This is a genomic window from Bradyrhizobium sp. CCBAU 53351 (assembly GCF_015291745.1).
Lineage (GTDB): Bacteria > Pseudomonadota > Alphaproteobacteria > Rhizobiales > Xanthobacteraceae > Bradyrhizobium.
The window spans coordinates 4589549-4607774 of the sequence record NZ_CP030059.1 but is presented as its reverse complement, the minus strand read 5'-3'; the positions used below and the strand labels follow the sequence as shown (position 1 = coordinate 4607774).

Below are 18226 nucleotides of genomic sequence, written 5' to 3'. Positions count from 1 at the left end.
CGAATGGCCGCCCGGAAATGATCGAATCGCGGCAAGGATATCCCGCGAACCTGTTCACTAGCTTGCCTTCGGTGAGCCCTTGTCGTCACCGAGATATTTGAACCAGTCCTTGGTGGCGTCGGCGATCTTGTCGACCGTCCACAGCGGCGCGTCCTTGTACTGATCCATCGATTTCAGCATGGTCGCGACGCCGTCCTCGAATTTCACCTTGGGCGCCCAGTTCAGGACACGCTTGATCTTGGTGATGTCGGCGTAGGTGCAATCGGGCTCGCCCGGACGTTTGGGGATGTGGACCTTGTCGCCGCCGAGAAGCTCGACCAGGCGGTTGACGCTGTAGGTGTTGTCCGAGCCGACGTTGAATATCTCCTGCGAGATATCGGAGCGCGCGGCGGTCACGAAGGCATCCGCGACGTCGCTGACGAAGGTGAAGTCGCGCGTCTGCTCGCCGTCGCCGACCACCGTGAAGGGCTTGCCGGCAAGCTTCTGCGCCATGAACACGCCGAACACGGCACCATAGGTGCCGGTGGTGCGATGGCGCGGCCCGTACACGTTGAACAGGCGCAGCGCGACCGCGGGCAGCTTGTAGACCTGGCACCAATGCATGACGCACTGCTCGCCGAGATTCTTGGTCAGTGCATAAGGGTACATCGGCCGGATCTCGGCGCTCTCCGGCGTCGGGTAGACGTCGGGAATGCCGTAGCAGGACGATGAGGCGGCGTAGACGAAACGCTTGACGCCCGCGTGCCTTGCCGCCTCGAGGACGTTGACGGTGCCGTCGACATTGGCGCGATGATACGGGAGCGGCGACTCAATCGAGGGAACGATATCGGCCAGCGCCGCGAGGTGAAAGACCCAGTCGATACCGTGAAAGTACGGCTTGATCGATTCGAGGTCGGTGACGTCAGCCCGCACCACCTTCAGCTGGCTCGATTTGGCGCGCGAGGCCAGATTTTCGGGGCGGCCGATGACGAAATTGTCGAGCGCGACGACCTCATGGCCATCGTCGATGAGTCGATCGACGAGGTGACTTCCGATGAAACCTGCGCCGCCAGTGACAATGCATTTCATGGGGAACATCCGTGACGCGAATGCCCAGCGAAACAGGCCGGCCAATGTTGTGTGAAACCCGAAAGCCGACTATCAGCCGCTCGCCGACTTTGCAAGCATTATGCCTTTGCAATCCCTGGTGATAGCCGGTATCAGGACGTCATGTTGCAGCCGAGCCGCCAGCCCATGCCTGTCGAGTCCGTCGATCCCGATCACAAGGCTTTCCTCGACGATTATGTGGGGCGCCTGCATCGCGCGACGGCGATCGACGACGGTGTCTTTGCTGGGATCTCCGCCACCCGCGCCGTCTGGTTGCGCACGCGCGAGCAGGGTGGCCGCGTCATCTTCATCGGCAATGGCGGCTCCGCCGGAATCGCTTCGCATCTGGCGATCGACCTTTCGAAGAACGCTGCGGTGCCCGCGCTCTGCTTCAGCGACGCAAGCATGATGTCGTGCCTTGCCAACGATTACGGCTTCGAAGATTGGATCGCGCACGCCGTGCGATTGAACGCGCGTGCCGGCGACTGCCTGGTCGCGATCAGCTCGTCGGGACGCTCGAAGAACATTCTCAATGCGGTTGCGCAGGCGCGGACCATGAAGCTCGACGTGATCACGCTGTCGGGGATGAATGCGGACAATCCTCTGCGCAATCTCGGCGACGTCAATTTCTTCGTCGACAGCCGCAGCTACAACATTGTCGAGACGACGCACCAGTTCTGGATGATGGCCGCGATCGACCTCGTCATCGGTCGTGCGGAATATCCGGCATCCTGAGGCGGGCACCCGATGCAGTCGCGGTTCAAGCAGGCGGCCCTGTTTTCGGTAAAGCTGCTGCTGTCGATCGCGGTGCTGGTCTACATCGTGCGTGGTCTCGACCTGCAACAGTTGCGCAGCCATCTCGTCTCGGTCGATCCTCTCCTGTTCGTCCTCGCGCTGACGCTGATCTTCTTCCAGACCTTCGTGCTCAACGGCCGGTGGGCGCTGATCATGCGTGCGCTCGGCGTCTCGCTGGACTGGTTCGCGGGCTGGCGCATTCTCATGATCAGCCTCTGGTTCAATCAGGTGTTGCCGTCGTCGGTCGGCGGGGACGCTGTGCGGATGTGGCTGCTGCGCCAGCGTGGCGTGCAGTGGCCGGACGCGGTCAAGGGCGTCGCGGCTGATCGTTTCACCGCCTTGATCGGGCTGATCGTGCTGATGGTCGCCGGATTGCCGTTCCTCATGTCACGCGTGTCCAATCAGGCCGCGATCCTGGCCATCGGCGGGCTGACGCTGGCCGGCATCGCGGGCACTGCGGTTCTGTTGACGCTCGACCGGCTGCCCATGCGCCTCATCGCGCATCCGGCGATCGCAAGCTTCGTCCGGTTCGGAACGCTGGTCAGGTTTCTTCTCCTGCAATCCGAGCGCCGCGTATTGCTGTTCGGGTCGGCGCTGCTGATCCATCTCGTGACCGCGGCGGCCTGCTACGCCCTGGCGCACGGTGTCGGAGCGCAGCTCTCGATGGTGGACGCCGGCATCCTGATTCCGCCGGTGGTGCTGTTGACGGCGGTCCCGATCTCGATCAGCGGCTGGGGCGTTCGCGAGGGAGCGATGGTTGCCTGTCTCGGTCTGGCGGGTGTTCCTTCCGAGCAAGCGCTGTCGGTTTCGCTCCTGCTGGGCGCCATCAGCGTGATCATCGGACTCGTCGGCGGCGCGATCTGGCTGGCAAGTCCGGAGCGCGGCCTGTATTCAGCGGACAGGGCGGCGAAAGCTACGAAGGCTACGGACGAATTCCCGAACTACGGGCCGGCGGCCGAGGAGGTATCGAGCCACCCTTGATTCGCTTGGACCGCGACTCTCGATCTGATTTTCACAGGGTGGGATTGCCTCACCTGCGCGCATGTCTCCCTTTTCCGGTTCCACGATGAAAAATCTGTTCTACGTCCGCCACACCTGCCGCCTCTGTCATTCGGACAAGCAAGAGCTGGTCGTCCCGATGGCCGGCATGCCCATCGGCACGCCGAATTTCCAAGTGCCGGATGCCAGCGTCGACGATCCGGTCTTCCGCGCGGCGGTGCCGATGGCGCTGCATCTGTGCAGGGATTGCGGCCATCTCCAGATTCTCCATGTCGGTAATCCCGAGATCCAGTACCGCAACTACGTCTACACCACCTCGCTCTCGCTCGGCCTGCGCGAGCACTTCGCCGGCTATGCCAACGATGTGGTCAGCCGCTTCGGCATTGCTCCGGGCTCCCTGGTCGTCGAGCTCGGCAGCAACGACGGATCGCTGCTCGGCTTCTTCAAGGAACGTGGAATGCGGGTGCTCGGTGTCGATCCCGCCGTCGACATCGCGAAGCGCGCGACCGAGGCGGGGATCGAGACCATCGGCGATTTCTTCACCGATGCGATCGGTCACCGTATCCTGCAGAGCCACGGCGCGGCGAGCGTCGTGATCGCCAACAACATGATCGCCAATGTCGACAATCTCGATCCGCTGGTGATCGGCGTTCGCGACGTGCTCGCGCCGGACGGGCTGTTCGTGTTCGAAACCCAATACGGCGTCGACGTCACCGAGAAGAACCTGCTCGACACCGTCTATCACGAGCATCTGTCCTATTTTAACATCAAGCCGCTGATCCGTTTCTTTGCCCGGCTCGGCATGGAGCTGATCGACGTCCAGCACATCTGGACCAAGGGCGGCTCGATCCGCGTGACCGTGCAGCGCGCCGGTGGTGCGAAGAAGCCATCGGCCGAGGTCGCGCGCTTCGTTGCCGAGGAAGACCGTCTCGGCGTCGACCGGCCGGCCTATTATGCGCCCTACGTGAAGCGGATCGCCGCCATCCGCGACGAGCTGATTGCGATGGCCGACGCCGCCCATGCGCGCGGTCAGCCGGTCGCCGGCTACGGCGTCTCGGTCGGCACCACGACGCTGCTGCCGCAGTTCGGCCTGGAGAACAAGATCGACTTCCTGGTGGACGACGACCCCAAGAAGGGCAACGTAATGGCAGGCCCAGGCTATGACATCCCGATCCTGCCGCCTGCCGCCCTTTACGAGCGCAAGCCGGCGTTCGTCGTCGTCTTCGCCTGGCGTTATGTCGACCCGATCCGGGCCAAGCACGCCCGCTATTTCGCCGAAGGCGGCAAGTTCGTGGTGCCGCTGCCGGGCATTTCGATGGTCGACCGGGCCGACTGATCGCGCGGCGGCCGAGGCGGCGGGCCCCCCGGCGGGCGCTCCGAAGGAGGCGATGGGACGCAGCGGTCACGCCGTGCCAGGGTGGGGCGTATAAGCCTTTGATCTGCCTTGGCTCTGCTCTCCCGCCCCAGGAGGTCGGCTCGCCCGGGCGAGCCCTCTCTATCTTGACCTTTGGTCCCATCCGCAGTAGATACCCCGCACTCGCAGCCGGCCCGTTAGACGCGGATCTCCGGCGCGGCTTTGAAATCCCCGAACAATCGAGCCCGGTTTCCGGCTCATCCTTCGAAACAGAGGGCTGGGCCAACGGCGGCTGTTCGGATCCCTGAAATTCATGTGCGTCTGTCGACGGACGCTGGACCTCAAAACGATGGCAGTCAGCCCGTTCAAGTTCTTGCAGGAAGTGCGCTCGGAGACCGCCAAGGTCACCTGGCCGACCCGGCGTGAGACCACGATCACCACCATCATGGTGTTCGTCATGGTCGCCGTCGCCTCGATCTTCTTCTTCGCCGCCGACCAGATCATCCGTTACCTCATCACCTTCCTTCTGGGCATTCACTGATGGCAACAGCAACCGCTCAACTGTCCGACAAGCGCTGGTACATCGTCCACGCCTATTCGAACTTCGAGAAGAAGGTCGCCGAATCGATCCGCGAGCAGGCCAAGCAGCGCGGGCTCGAGGAGCTGTTCGAGCTGGTGCTGGTGCCGACCGAGAAGGTCACGGAAGTGCGCCGCGGCCGCAAGATCGACGCCGAGCGCAAGTTCTTCCCGGGCTACGTGCTGGTGAAGATGAAGCTGACCGACGAAGCGTTTCATCTGATCAAGAACACGCCGAAGGTCACGGGATTCCTCGGCGCCGAAAACAAGCCGATGCCGATCTCGGAAGCAGAGGCCATGCGCATCCTGCATCAGGTGCAGGAGGGCGTGGAACGGCCGAAGGCGTCGGTGTCGTTCGAGATCGGCGAGAACGTGCGCGTGGCCGACGGCCCGTTCGCTTCGTTCTCGGGCGTTGTCGAGGAAATCGACGAGGCGCGCTCGCGCGTGAAGGTCGCGGTGTCGATCTTCGGTCGCGCAACGCCGGTCGAGCTGGAATTCGGTCAGGTCGAGAAGGTCTGACCGGGTAACGCGGGAGGCTTCAGCCTCACGCATGAAGAGGCCGTGGGAGGGAGAGGGCGGTTGCCAGCCGCATCCGACCCAGACCACGAACCTGAAACCGCCGGCCTGGCCGGCACAACAGGAGTGATACATGGCAAAGAAAGTGACCGGATACCTGAAGCTTCAGGTCCCGGCCGGTGCGGCGAATCCTTCGCCCCCGATCGGTCCCGCGCTCGGTCAGCGCGGTCTCAACATCATGGAGTTCTGCAAGGCGTTCAACGCGCAGACCCAGAAGGAAGAGAAGAACACCCCGATTCCCGTGGTGATCACGATCTACGCCGATCGTTCGTTCACCTTCGAGATGAAGACGCCCCCGATGTCGTTCTTCCTCAAGCAGGCTGCCAAGATCCAGTCCGGCTCGAAGGCGCCGGGCCGTGACAAGGCCGGCAAGGTGACCAAGGCGCAGGTGCGCGAGATCGCCGAGAAGAAGATGAAGGATCTCAATTGCGATTCCATCGAATCGGCCATGAAGATGGTCGAGGGCTCCGCCCGTTCGATGGGTCTGGAAGTTGCGGGGTAAGCGGTCATGGCAATCGGAAAGCGTTTGAACAAAGCCCGCGAAGGTGTTGACCGCGAAAAGCTTTACCCGCTCGCGGACGCCATCAAGATGGTCAAGGAACGCGCGAAAGCGAAGTTCGACGAGACCATCGAGGTCGCGATCAATCTCGGCGTCGATCCGCGTCACGCCGACCAGATGGTCCGCGGCGTCGTGACCCTGCCGAACGGCACCGGCCGTACGCTCCGCGTCGGCGTGTTCGCCCGCGGCGCCAAGGCTGATGAAGCCAAGGCCGCAGGTGCCGACGTCGTCGGCGCCGAAGACCTGGTCGAGAAGGTGCAGAACGGCGCGATCGATTTCGACCGCTGCATCGCCACCCCCGACATGATGCCGCTGGTCGGTCGTCTCGGTAAGGTGCTCGGCCCGCGCGGCCTGATGCCGAACCCGAAGATCGGCACCGTGACCATGGACGTCACCGGTGCGGTGAAGGGTGCCAAGGGCGGCTCGGTCGAGTTCCGCGTCGAGAAGGCCGGCATCCTGCAGGCCGGCGTCGGCAAGGCCTCGTTCTCCGAGGAGAAGCTGGTCGAGAACATCAAGGCTCTCGCCGATGCTGTCTCGAAGGCGAAGCCGGCTGGCTCCAAGGGCACCTACATCCAGCGCGTTGCGGTGTCCTCGACGATGGGCCCCGGTGTGAAGGTCGAGCCGGGCACCATTCTCGGCTAAGGTTTGAAAATTGCATGAGGCGAGGGGCGGAATTGGGCAACCGATTCCGCCCCTCGTCGTTTGTGGCGGCGCTCACCGGAAACAAGAAAAATGGCTGACAAGGTCCTGATCTATTCGCGCTTTCCCAAGACGATGATGGCGCGTTTCGCCGAGCGGTTCGAGCTGCTCGACACCGGTGGCAAGAAGGCAACGGAGGTGTTTCCGCCCGAAGAGCTCGGTGGCATCCGTGCGCTGCTCACCGCGGGCGGTTCACCGCTGGAAGCAGAAGCGATGGATCTGTTTCCGAAGCTCGGCGCCATCGTCTGCTACGGCACCGGTTATGACGGCGTCGACCTGAAGGCGGCCGCCAGCCGCAATATCGCCGTCGGCCACAGCCCGGGCGCCAACGCGGCCTCGGTCGCCGACATCGCGATGACCCTGATGCTGGCGACCACGCGCCGGATCCTGGTTGCCGACCAATATGTCCGCAGCGGCGATTGGGCCGCCTCCAAGCAATCGCCGATGATGCGTCCCCAGACCGGCATGCCCGGCCGCCGCATCGGCGTCTACGGCATGGGCGAGATCGGCCGCAAGATCGCCGCCCGCTGCGCCGCCTTCGAGAGCGAAATCGGTTATTTCAGCCGGACCAAATACGATCTGCCGTATCAATATTTCCCGACGCTCGAAGCGCTGGCCGACTGGTGCAGCGTCCTGATGATCGCCGTGCGGGCAGGGGCCGACACCCAGCACGTCGTCAATGCCGACATCCTGAGGCGCCTCGGGGCGGACGGCTATGTCGTCAATATCTCCCGCGGCTCCGTGATCGACCAGAAGGCGCTGGTCGCGGCGCTGACCGACAGGACCATTGCGGGGGCCGGACTCGACGTGTTCGAGAAGGAACCGCACGCGCCGGACGCCCTGACCGCGCTCCCCAACGTGGTGTTCGCCCCCCATATCGGCGGCCACACCCTCGAATCGCATGTCGCCATGCAGGGCTGCGTGCTGGCGAACCTGACCGCGTTCTTCGAGGGCAAGCCGCTGCCTTATGGGGTGAACTTGACCTGAATCGGCCCTTATCGGCCTGGGTCAAGCCCCATCGGCAACGGATTGGAACTGGTGTGAATTTTGCTCTTGGCAAGCAGGCAGAGAGCAGTTAAAGAACCGCTTCCGGACGTGCCGGCTTCGGCTGGCGCGTTCGTGCACGCATTCCGAAAACCCGACACGACAGGAGATCATTCCTTTTCAGGACGTCCGTGAGGATTTGCCCGAAATGGAGGGAAAACCTGTCGGTTGGTGGGATGCGGGCAGGGGTTGGACGGCTCGCCGGCTGACCCTGTCCTGTCCAAGACTGCAGGCGCCCGCGGGAAATTTCGATTTCTCAACGGCTTAATCGCATGGCCTGCATAGACGGGTGAAGACCGGATTTCACTTCGCCTTCCATCTTAACGGGTGGTTGCGGAACGGGTCTGGTTCGGACCTCGACACGCCGTGGGCCTTAGCGGGCTCCCGGAGGGCAGGCTTTGAATTGTCGTCTCGCCCGGCGCGTGTCCGATGGGTTTTGGCCCGGAGGTTCAGGTTTTGGGTGGGGCGATGGGTGCAACCCGGCGGTCCCGCTTTTCGCGAAGGCTGCCAACCGGAAAGAGCTTGCTGTGGAACGAGCGGCAAAAAAGGACGCGGTCGAACAGCTCAATGGGGTCTTCAAGACCACGAGCGTCGCGATCGTTGCTCAATATTCCGGCCTGACCGTTGCCCAGATGCAGAAGCTGCGCATGCAGATGAAGCAGGCTGGTGCCTCGGTGAAGGTCTCGAAGAACCGTCTCGCCAAAATTGCTCTTGAAGGCACTGACGTCGTTGCCATCGGCCCCATGCTGAAGGGACCGACCGTGATCGCCACTTCGAACGATCCGGTAGCGGCGCCAAAGGTCGCCGTCGAATTCGCCAAGGCGAACGAAAAGTTCGTCATCATTGGCGGCTCGATGGGAAAGACCGTCCTGAATGTCGACAGCGTGAAGGCGCTTGCCTCACTGCCGTCGCTTGACGAACTGCGCGGCAAGATCGTCGGCCTCATCGTGGCCCCGGCGACCAAGCTGGCCCAGCTCGCCAACGCGCCCGCGGGCAAGCTCGCGCGCGTCATCCAGGCTCATGCCTCAAAGGGCGAAGCGGCCTGACGCCCTTCGCAAAACTCAAACCCGAACCAGACTTACACCTAAGGAAACTGAACAATGGCTGACCTGCAGAAGATCGTTGACGACCTCTCGAGCCTCACCGTGCTCGAAGCCGCTGAACTTGCGAAGCTCCTCGAAGAGAAGTGGGGCGTTTCGGCTGCCGCGGCTGTCGCCGTGGCCGGCCCGGCTGGTGGTGGCGCTGCCGCCGCTCCGGCTGAAGAGAAGACCGAGTTCACGGTTGTCCTGGCCTCGGCCGGCGACAAGAAGATCGAGGTCATCAAGGAAGTCCGCGCCATCACCGGTCTCGGCCTGAAGGAAGCAAAGGACCTCGTCGAGGGTGCTCCGAAGCCGCTGAAGGAAGGCGTGAACAAGGAAGAAGCCGACAAGATCAAGGCCCAGCTCGAGAAGGCTGGCGCGAAGGTCGAGCTCAAGTAAGCGCAGCTTACTCGCGAGGTCCCGGGCGCGCGTCAGCGAGCCCGGGACCTTGGCCTGCCCCTCGACCAAGGGTGGGCGTGATGCAAAAGGCGTGCGACGGAACGTCCCGACGTGGGCTGAACACGAAAAAGTGTGGGGATTTCGAGGTTTACCCCTCGAATCTGCACTATTGTCGCCCCATATCGGGTCGGCAGCACGAAAGCGCGGTGGCAGGGGTGCCGGACCCCCTGTAAGCCGTTGGGAGAGCAGGCTATTTCGGGCTTTTGCAGTCCGTGAAGAGGATCGTTGTGACGGGCGGGCGCGCACCAGCGCCCCGCACGTCGTTTTGCGTTTTGAAGGTCTGAAGAACAGATTCAGGACATTCTCGCCTGAAACTGAGTCTGCGGCCCCCAAAACGGGTTCGAAAAATTCAACCCGGGGAGCGGTGGCAGCCGCGCCCTGGACGGCGCGCCCAGATGGGGCGACGAAAATGAGAGGCCACGATGGCGCAGCAGACATTCACCGGTCGCAAACGCGTTCGCAAGTTCTTCGGACACATCAAGGAAGTCGCAGAGATGCCGAACCTCATCGAGGTTCAGAAGGCGTCCTATGACCAGTTCCTGATGGTCGACGAACCCCAGGGTGGCCGACTCGACGAGGGTCTGCAGGCGGTGTTCCGCTCGGTGTTTCCGATCTCCGACTTCTCGGGCACCTCGATGCTGGAATTCGTCCGCTACGAGTTCGAGCAGCCGAAATACGACGTCGACGAGTGCCGCCAGCGCGGCATGACCTTCGCGGCTCCCCTCAAGGTGACGCTGCGCCTCATCGTGTTCGATATCGACGAGGAAACCGGCGCGAAGTCGGTGAAGGACATCAAGGAGCAGGACGTCTACATGGGCGACATCCCGCTCATGACGATGAACGGCACCTTCATCGTCAACGGCACCGAGCGCGTCATCGTCTCGCAGATGCACCGCTCGCCCGGCGTGTTCTTCGACCACGACAAGGGCAAGACCCATTCCTCGGGCAAGCTGCTGTTCGCCGCCCGCGTGATCCCGTATCGCGGCTCCTGGCTCGACATCGAGTTCGACGCCAAGGACATCGTCTATGCGCGTATCGACCGTCGCCGCAAGATTCCGGTGACCTCGCTGATGTTCGCCCTCGGCCTCGACGGCGAAGCGATCCTGTCGACGTTCTACAAGAAGATCCTCTACAAGCGGACCAAGGAAGGCTGGCGCGTTCCGTTCGACGCCAACCGTTTCCGCGGCTACTCGACCGTCAACGACCTGATCGATGCCGACACCGGCAAGGTCGTGCTCGAGGCCGGCAAGAAGCTCACCGTCCGTGCCGCCCGCCAGCTCCAGGAGAAGGGGCTGAAGGCGCTGCGCATGTCCGATGAGGAGCTGGTCGGCAACTATATCGCCGAGGACCTCGTCAACCCGAAGACCGGCGAGATCCACGCCGAGGCCGGCGAGGAAATCACCGACAAGTCGATGAAGGTGCTCAACGAGCACGGCTACAAGGAATTGCCGCTGCTCGACATCGACCACGTCAATGTCGGCCCCTATATCCGCAACACGCTCTCGGCGGACAAGAACATGACGCGTGAAGACGCGCTGTTCGACATCTACCGCGTGATGCGTCCGGGCGAGCCGCCGACGCTGGATTCGGCGCAGGCCATGTTCCAGTCGCTGTTCTTCGACGCCGAACGCTACGACCTCTCCGCGGTCGGCCGCGTCAAGATGAACATGCGCCTCGACCTCGATGCGCCCGACACCCAGCGCACGCTGCGCAAGGAAGACATCCTCTCCGTCATCAAGACGCTGGTGGATCTGCGCGACGGCAAGGGCGAGATCGACGACATCGACCATCTCGGCAACCGCCGTGTGCGCTCGGTCGGCGAGCTCATGGAGAACCAGTACCGCATCGGCCTGCTGCGCATGGAGCGCGCGATCAAGGAGCGCATGTCCTCGGTCGACATCGACACGGTCATGCCGCAGGACCTGATCAACGCCAAGCCGGCGGCTGCCGCCGTGCGCGAGTTCTTCGGCTCCTCGCAGCTCTCGCAGTTCATGGACCAGACCAACCCGCTCAGCGAGATCACCCACAAGCGCCGCCTGTCGGCCCTTGGACCGGGCGGTCTGACCCGCGAGCGCGCCGGCTTCGAGGTGCGCGACGTGCATCCGACGCATTACGGCCGCATCTGCCCGATCGAGACGCCGGAAGGTCCGAACATCGGCCTGATCAACTCGCTCGCGACCTTCGCGCGCGTCAACAAGTACGGCTTCGTCGAGACGCCGTACCGCAAGGTCAAGGATGGCCGCGTCACCGACGAGGTCGTGTACCTCTCGGCGATGGAAGAGGGCCGCTACACGGTCGCGCAGGCCAACGTGCCGCTCGACCCGAAGGGCCGCTTCACCGAAGACCTCGTGGTCTGCCGTCACGCCGGCGAAGTCTTGCCGGTGACGCCGGACAAGGTCGACTACATGGACGTCTCGCCGAAGCAGCTCGTCTCCGTCGCCGCGGCGCTGATCCCGTTCCTCGAGAACGACGACGCCAACCGCGCGCTGATGGGCTCGAACATGCAGCGCCAGGCGGTGCCGCTGGTTCGCGCCGAGGCGCCGTTCGTCGGCACCGGCATGGAAGGCGTGGTTGCGCGTGACTCGGGTGCTGCGATCGCGGCGCGCCGTTCGGGCGTGATCGACCAGATCGACGCTACCCGCGTCGTCATCCGCGCCACGGAAGATCTCGATCCGACCAAGTCGGGCGTCGATATCTATCGCCTGATGAAGTACCAGCGTTCCAACCAGTCGACCTGCATCAACCAGCGTCCGCTGGTGAAGGTCGGCGACATCGTCAAGAAGGGCGACATCATCGCCGACGGTCCGTCGACCGATCTCGGTGAGCTCGCTCTCGGCCGCAACGTGCTCGTCGCGTTCATGCCGTGGAACGGCTACAACTTCGAAGACTCGATCCTGCTCTCCGAGCGGATCGTTAAGGAAGACGTCTTCACCTCGATTCACATCGAGGAGTTCGAGGTGATGGCCCGCGACACCAAGCTCGGGCCTGAGGAAATCACCCGCGACATTCCGAACGTCTCGGAAGAAGCGCTGAAGAACCTCGACGAAGCCGGTATCGTCTACATCGGTGCGGAAGTGCGCGCCGGCGACATCCTGGTCGGCAAGATCACGCCGAAGGGCGAGAGCCCGATGACGCCGGAAGAGAAGCTGCTGCGCGCCATCTTCGGCGAGAAGGCGTCCGACGTTCGCGACACCTCGCTGCGCGTTCCTCCGGGCGTGCAGGGCACGATCGTGGAAGTGCGCGTGTTCAACCGTCACGGCGTCGACAAGGACGAGCGTGCGCTGGCGATCGAGCGGGAAGAGATCGAGCGTCTGGCCAAGGACCGCGACGACGAGCAGGCGATCCTGGACCGCAACGTCTACAACCGTCTTGCCGAGCTGCTCGAAGGGCGGCAGGGCATCGCCGGTCCCAAGGGCTTCAAGAAGGACACCAAGATCACCCGTGCGGTGCTCGAGGAGTACCCGAAGTCGCAGTGGTGGCTGTTCGCCTCGCCGAACGACAAGCTGATGGCCGAGATCGAGGCCATGCGGAAGCAGTACGACGAGTCGAAGAAGGGGCTCGAGCAGCGCTTCCTCGACAAGGTCGAGAAGCTGCAGCGCGGTGACGAATTGCCGCCCGGCGTGATGAAGATGGTCAAGGTCTTCGTCGCGGTGAAGCGCAAGATCCAGCCCGGCGACAAGATGGCCGGCCGCCACGGCAACAAGGGCGTGGTGTCGAAGATCGTGCCGATCGAGGACATGCCGTTCCTCGAAGACGGCACGCATGCCGACATCGTGCTCAATCCGCTCGGCGTGCCCTCGCGCATGAACGTCGGACAGATCCTCGAGACCCATCTCGGCTGGGCCTGCGCCGGCCTCGGCAAGCGTATCGGCCAGACGGTCGATGCGTATCTGTCGAAGCAGGACATCAAGCCGCTGAAGGAGACCTTGAAGAAGGTCTACGGCGAGGACGAGACGATCAAGTCGCTCAACGACAACGAACTGATCGAGCTCGGCCATAACCTCAGCCGCGGTGTTCCGATCGCGACGCCGGTGTTCGACGGCGCCAAGGAAGCCGACATCGAGGAGATGCTGAAGCTTGCCGGTCTCGACGCTTCCGGTCAGTCGACCGTCTATGACGGCCGCACCGGCGATCCGTTCGATCGCAAGGTGACCGTGGGCTACATCTACATGCTCAAGCTGCACCATCTGGTCGACGACAAGATCCACGCGCGTTCGATCGGTCCGTACTCGCTCGTCACCCAGCAGCCGCTGGGCGGCAAGGCGCAGTTCGGCGGCCAGCGCTTCGGCGAAATGGAGGTGTGGGCGCTCGAGGCTTACGGCGCGGCGTACACGCTCCAGGAGATGCTGACGGTGAAGTCGGACGACGTCGCCGGCCGTACCAAGGTGTACGAGGCGATCGTGCGCGGCGACGACACGTTCGAGGCCGGTATTCCGGAATCGTTCAACGTGCTGGTCAAGGAAATGCGCTCGCTCGGCCTCAACGTCGACCTGCACAACTCCAAGGTTGGACCGGCGCCGACGTCGGAAGCGGCCGAGTAACACGACCTTTCATGCCCGGCCTTCACGGCCGGGCATCGGCGCCCCTCCCGATGCCTTGAGGGCAGGGCGCCCTGCTTGAAGTGATTTTCGAATTTGCGGCCGGAGGCGACCGGCGCGCGAGGAGAAGACGATGAACCAAGAAATTATGAATCTCTTCAACCCGACGACGCCGGCTCAGGTCTTCGACCAGATCCGGATCTCGATCGCGTCTCCAGAGAAGATTCTGTCCTGGTCCTACGGCGAGATCAAGAAGCCGGAGACCATCAACTACCGCACCTTCAAGCCCGAGCGCGACGGCCTGTTCTGCGCCCGCATCTTCGGGCCGATCAAGGATTACGAGTGCTTGTGCGGCAAGTACAAGCGCATGAAGTACAAGGGCATCATCTGCGAGAAGTGCTCGGTCGAGGTCACGCTGTCGCGCGTCCGGCGCGAGCGCATGGGCCATATCGAGCTCGCCGCCCCCGTCGCCCACATCTGGTTCCTGAAGTCGCTGCCCTCGCGCATCGGCCTTCTGCTGGACATGACGCTGAAGGATCTCGAGCGGATCCTCTACTTCGAATACTACGTCGTGCTCGAGCCGGGTCTCACCGCGCTCAAGGACCGTCAGCTGCTGTCCGAGGACGAGTATCTGAAGGCGCAGGACGAGTACGGCCAGGATTCCTTCACCGCCATGATCGGCGCCGAAGCGATCCGCGAGCTGCTCAAGGGCATGGACCTCGAGAAGCTCGAGGCCTCGCTTCGCGTCGAGATGCAGGAGACCGACTCCGACATCAAGCACAAGAAGCTCGCCAAGCGCCTGAAGATCGTGGAAGCGTTCCGCCACTCCGGCAACAAGCCGGAATGGATGATCATGACCGTGGTCCCGGTGATCCCGCCGGACCTGCGTCCGCTGGTGCCGCTGGACGGCGGCCGCTTCGCGACCTCGGACCTCAATGATCTCTACCGCCGCGTCATCAACCGCAACAACCGCTTGAAGCGGCTGATGGAGCTGCGCGCGCCCGACATCATCATCCGCAACGAGAAGCGCATGCTTCAGGAAGCGGTCGATGCGCTGTTCGACAACGGCCGCCGCGGCCGCGTCATCACGGGTGCCAACAAGCGCCCGCTGAAGTCGCTCGCCGACATGCTCAAGGGCAAGCAGGGCCGCTTCCGCCAGAACCTGCTCGGCAAGCGCGTCGACTATTCGGGCCGTTCGGTGATCGTGGTCGGTCCCGAGCTGCGCCTGCATCAGTGCGGCCTGCCGAAGAAGATGGCGCTCGAGCTGTTCAAGCCGTTCATCTATTCGCGGCTCGACGCCAAGGGCCTGTCCACCACCGTGAAGCAGGCCAAGAAGCTGGTCGAGAAGGAGCGGCCCGAGGTCTGGGACATCCTGGATGAGGTGATCCGCGAGCATCCGGTGCTGCTGAACCGCGCACCGACGCTGCATCGCCTCGGCATCCAGGCGTTCGAGCCGGTGCTGATCGAAGGCAAGGCGATCCAGCTTCACCCGCTGGTCTGCTCGGCCTTCAACGCCGACTTCGACGGCGACCAGATGGCCGTGCACGTCCCGCTGTCGCTCGAAGCGCAGCTGGAAGCGCGCGTCCTGATGATGTCGACCAACAACATCCTGCATCCGGCCAACGGTCAACCGATCATCGTGCCGTCGCAGGACATCGTGCTCGGCCTCTACTACGTCTCGATCATGCGCGAAGGCCTGCCCGGCGAGGGCAAGATCTTCGGCGACATGGCCGAGCTCGAGCACGCGCTGCATGCGAAGGTCATCCACCTCCACACCAAGATCAAGTACCGGTGGCAGGGCATGGACGAGACCGGCAAGGTCTCGACGCGCTGGATCGAGACCACCGCCGGCCGCGTCATGCTCGGCAATCTCCTGCCGAAGAACCCGCGGATTTCGTACGAGATCATCAACAAGCTGATGACCAAGCGCGAGATCTCGGGCGTGATCGACCAGGTCTACCGTCACTGCGGTCAGAAGGAGACGGTGATCTTCTGCGACCGCATCATGGCGCTCGGCTTCTACAACGCGTTCAAGGCCGGCATCTCGTTCGGCAAGGACGACATGGTCGTGCCGCACGGCAAGTGGAAGATCGTCGACACCACCCGTACGCTGGCGAAGGATTTCGAGCAGCAGTACAACGACGGCCTGATCACTCATGGCGAGAAGTACAACAAGGTCGTCGACGCCTGGTCGAAGGCCACGGAAGAAATCGCCAAGGCGATGATGAAGGAGATCTCCTCGACCAAGAAGACGGCGAGCGGGGCGGATGCCGACATCAACTCGATCTACATGATGGCTCACTCCGGTGCCCGCGGTTCGCCGGCCCAGATGCGCCAGCTCGCCGGCATGCGCGGCCTGATGGCCAAGCCGTCGGGCGAGATCATCGAGACGCCGATCATCTCGAACTTCAAGGAAGGCCTCTCGGTTCTCGAGTACTTCAACTCGACCCACGGTGCCCGTAAGGGCCTCGCGGACACCGCGTTGAAGACCGCGAACTCGGGCTACCTGACCCGTCGTCTGGTCGACGTCGCGCAGGACTGCATCATCACGCAGAGCGACTGCGGCACCAAGCTCGGCATCAAGATGCGCGCCATCGTCGATGCCGGCACCGTGGTGGCTTCGCTCGGCTCGCGCATCCTCGGACGCACGGCCTGCGAGGACATCCGCGACAGCTCCGGCAAGGTGATCATCAAGCGCGACACGCTGATGGAAGAGAGCCATCTGGACGCCATCCAGCAGGGTGGTGTGCAGGAGGTGAAGATTCGCTCGGCGCTGACCTGCGAACTCGTCAACGGCATCTGCGGCAAGTGCTACGGCCGCGACCTCGCCCGCGGCACGCCGGTCAACCACGGTGAAGCCGTCGGCGTCATCGCGGCGCAGTCGATCGGCGAGCCGGGCACCCAGCTCACCATGCGCACCTTCCACATCGGCGGTGCGGCGCAGCTCAACGAGCAGTCCTTCGTCGAAGCCAATTTCGACGGCAAGATCGTGATCCGGAACAAGGCCATCGCCCGCAACAGCGAAGGTCACCTGATCGCGATGGTGCGCAACATGGTGGTGGCGATCGTCGATGCCGACGGCACCGAGCGTGCGACGCACCGCGTCCAGTACGGCTCGCGCCTGCACGTCGACGAGGGCGACATGGTCAAGCGCGGCCAGCGCATTGTCGAGTGGGATCCCTACACCCGTCCGCTGCTCACCGAAGTCGAAGGTACCATCGGCTTCGAGGATCTGGTCGAGGGGCAGTCGATCTCGGAAACGCTCGACGAAGCGACCGGTATCGCCAAGCGCGTGGTCATCGACTGGCGCTCGACCCGCGGCGGCTCGGATCTGCGTCCGGCCATCGTGGTCAAGGGCAAGGACGGCAAGGTGCTCAAGCTCGCCCGCGGCGGCGATGCCCGCTACATGCTGTCGGTCGATGCCATTCTCTCGGTCGACGTCGGGGCCAAGGTCAATCCGGGCGACATTCTCGCCCGTGTCTCGACCGAAAGCGCCAAGACGCGTGACATCACCGGCGGTCTGCCGCGGGTGGCGGAACTGTTCGAGGCTCGGCGTCCGAAGGATGCGGCGATCATCGCCGAGATCGCGGGCACCATCCGGTTCGGGCGCGACTACAAGAACAAGCGTCGCATCTCGATCGAGCCGATGGACAAGACCGACGAGCCGCGCGAGTACCTGATCCCGAAGGGCAAGCACATCCACCTTCAGGACGGCGACGTCGTCGAAAAGGGCGACTTCATCGTCGAAGGCAACCCGGCACCGCACGACATTCTTGCGGTCAAGGGCATCGAGGAGCTCGCGGCCTATCTGGTCAACGAGATCCAGGAGGTCTACCGGCTCCAGGGCGTGCTCATCAACGACAAGCACATCGAGGTGATTGTCCGTCAGATGCTCCAGAAGGTGGAAGTCACCGACCAGGGCGATACGGACATGATCTCGGGCGAGCAGGTCGACAAGATCGAGTTCGACGCGCTGAACGAGAAGGCCAAGGAAGAGGGCAAGAAGCCCGCCACGGGAACGCCGGTTCTGCTCGGCATCACCAAGGCGAGCCTCCAGACCCGTTCGTTCTTCTCGGCGGCCTCGTTCCAGGAGACCACCCGCGTCCTCACGGAAGCGGCGGTCAACGGCAAGGTCGATCCGCTCGAAGGCCTCAAGGAGAACGTCATCGTCGGCCGTCTGATTCCGGCGGGCACCGGCGCCTCCATGGCCAAGATCCGCGAAGTCGCCATGAAGCGCGACAAGCTGATCCTGGACGAGCGCGAGAAGCAGGCGGCCGTCGTGTCGCCCGCGCCGGAAGCTGAGCTTCCTGCGCTGCCTCCCGCGGAATGATCGTTCATCCGTAGGAATACCGAGGATAATGGAAAGGCCGGCGCAAGCCGGCCTTTTTGCTGCTTTCTTTGCTTGCTGCGATGCACGATCAACCTTTGTTCATCTTTCCTTCAGGCGCAAAAGCGCTTCTGC

Annotated in this window: 13 protein-coding genes; 12 read left to right on the top strand and 1 reads right to left on the bottom strand. The window is 63.3% G+C overall.

Annotated features, from left to right (window positions below; translation table 11 throughout):
* Nucleotides 1–57 precede the first annotated feature (57 nt).
* On the bottom strand, nt 58–1068 hold the full coding sequence (locus XH83_RS21805; RefSeq protein ID WP_194402802.1) for an SDR family oxidoreductase: 1011 nt from the start codon (nt 1066–1068) through the stop codon (nt 58–60).
* Nucleotides 1069–1233: 165 nt separating this feature from the next.
* Between XH83_RS21805 and XH83_RS21800 the strand changes: the two genes are divergently transcribed.
* The 12 genes from XH83_RS21800 to rpoC all read left to right on the top strand — a co-directional run bounded on the left by XH83_RS21800 (nt 1234) and on the right by rpoC (nt 18094).
* Nucleotides 1234–1821: an SIS domain-containing protein gene (locus XH83_RS21800; protein ID WP_246776288.1), complete on the top strand. Its 588-nt coding sequence runs from the start codon at nt 1234–1236 to the stop codon at nt 1819–1821.
* 12 nt (nt 1822–1833) lie between these two features.
* Nucleotides 1834–2862 (top strand): lysylphosphatidylglycerol synthase transmembrane domain-containing protein, encoded by a 1029-nt coding sequence (locus XH83_RS21795; protein WP_194402800.1) that lies wholly within the window; start codon nt 1834–1836, stop codon nt 2860–2862.
* Between the two features lie 85 nt (nt 2863–2947).
* Complete coding sequence (locus tag XH83_RS21790; RefSeq protein WP_194402799.1) at nt 2948–4216, top strand: class I SAM-dependent methyltransferase; 1269 nt, start codon at nt 2948–2950, stop codon at nt 4214–4216.
* 367 nt (nt 4217–4583) lie between these two features.
* Nucleotides 4584–4775, top strand: a complete 192-nt coding sequence (gene secE / locus XH83_RS21785; RefSeq protein ID WP_007611620.1) for a preprotein translocase subunit SecE — start codon at nt 4584–4586, stop codon at nt 4773–4775.
* Nucleotides 4775–5329: a transcription termination/antitermination protein NusG gene (gene nusG, locus XH83_RS21780; RefSeq protein WP_007602985.1), complete on the top strand. Its 555-nt coding sequence runs from the start codon at nt 4775–4777 to the stop codon at nt 5327–5329. The genes secE and nusG overlap by 1 nt, the downstream gene beginning before the upstream one ends.
* A 130-nt stretch (nt 5330–5459) precedes the next feature.
* Nucleotides 5460–5888 carry a 50S ribosomal protein L11 gene (rplK, locus tag XH83_RS21775; RefSeq protein ID WP_006611824.1) on the top strand — a complete coding sequence of 143 codons (429 nt, stop codon included), beginning with the start codon at nt 5460–5462 and terminating at the stop codon, nt 5886–5888.
* 6 nt (nt 5889–5894) lie between these two features.
* Nucleotides 5895–6587 carry a 50S ribosomal protein L1 gene (gene rplA, locus XH83_RS21770; RefSeq protein WP_063682741.1) on the top strand — a complete coding sequence of 231 codons (693 nt, stop codon included), beginning with the start codon at nt 5895–5897 and terminating at the stop codon, nt 6585–6587.
* A 90-nt stretch (nt 6588–6677) separates the two neighbouring features.
* Nucleotides 6678–7631, top strand: a complete 954-nt coding sequence (locus tag XH83_RS21765; RefSeq protein WP_194402798.1) for a 2-hydroxyacid dehydrogenase — start codon at nt 6678–6680, stop codon at nt 7629–7631.
* Nucleotides 7632–8215: 584 nt separating this feature from the next.
* Nucleotides 8216–8734 (top strand): 50S ribosomal protein L10, encoded by a 519-nt coding sequence (gene rplJ / locus XH83_RS21760; RefSeq protein WP_194402797.1) that lies wholly within the window; start codon nt 8216–8218, stop codon nt 8732–8734.
* A 54-nt stretch (nt 8735–8788) separates the two neighbouring features.
* Nucleotides 8789–9166, top strand: coding sequence for a 50S ribosomal protein L7/L12 (gene rplL / locus XH83_RS21755; protein ID WP_100177007.1), 378 nt, complete (start codon nt 8789–8791; stop codon nt 9164–9166).
* A gap of 482 nt (nt 9167–9648) precedes the next feature.
* The gene (rpoB, locus tag XH83_RS21750) at nt 9649–13767 is read left to right on the top strand and encodes a DNA-directed RNA polymerase subunit beta (protein WP_194402796.1); all 4119 of its coding nucleotides are present in this window, start codon (nt 9649–9651) and stop codon (nt 13765–13767) included.
* Between the two features lie 130 nt (nt 13768–13897).
* Nucleotides 13898–18094, top strand: coding sequence for a DNA-directed RNA polymerase subunit beta' (gene rpoC, locus XH83_RS21745; protein ID WP_126258100.1), 4197 nt, complete (start codon nt 13898–13900; stop codon nt 18092–18094).
* Nucleotides 18095–18226: the final 132 nt, after the last annotated feature.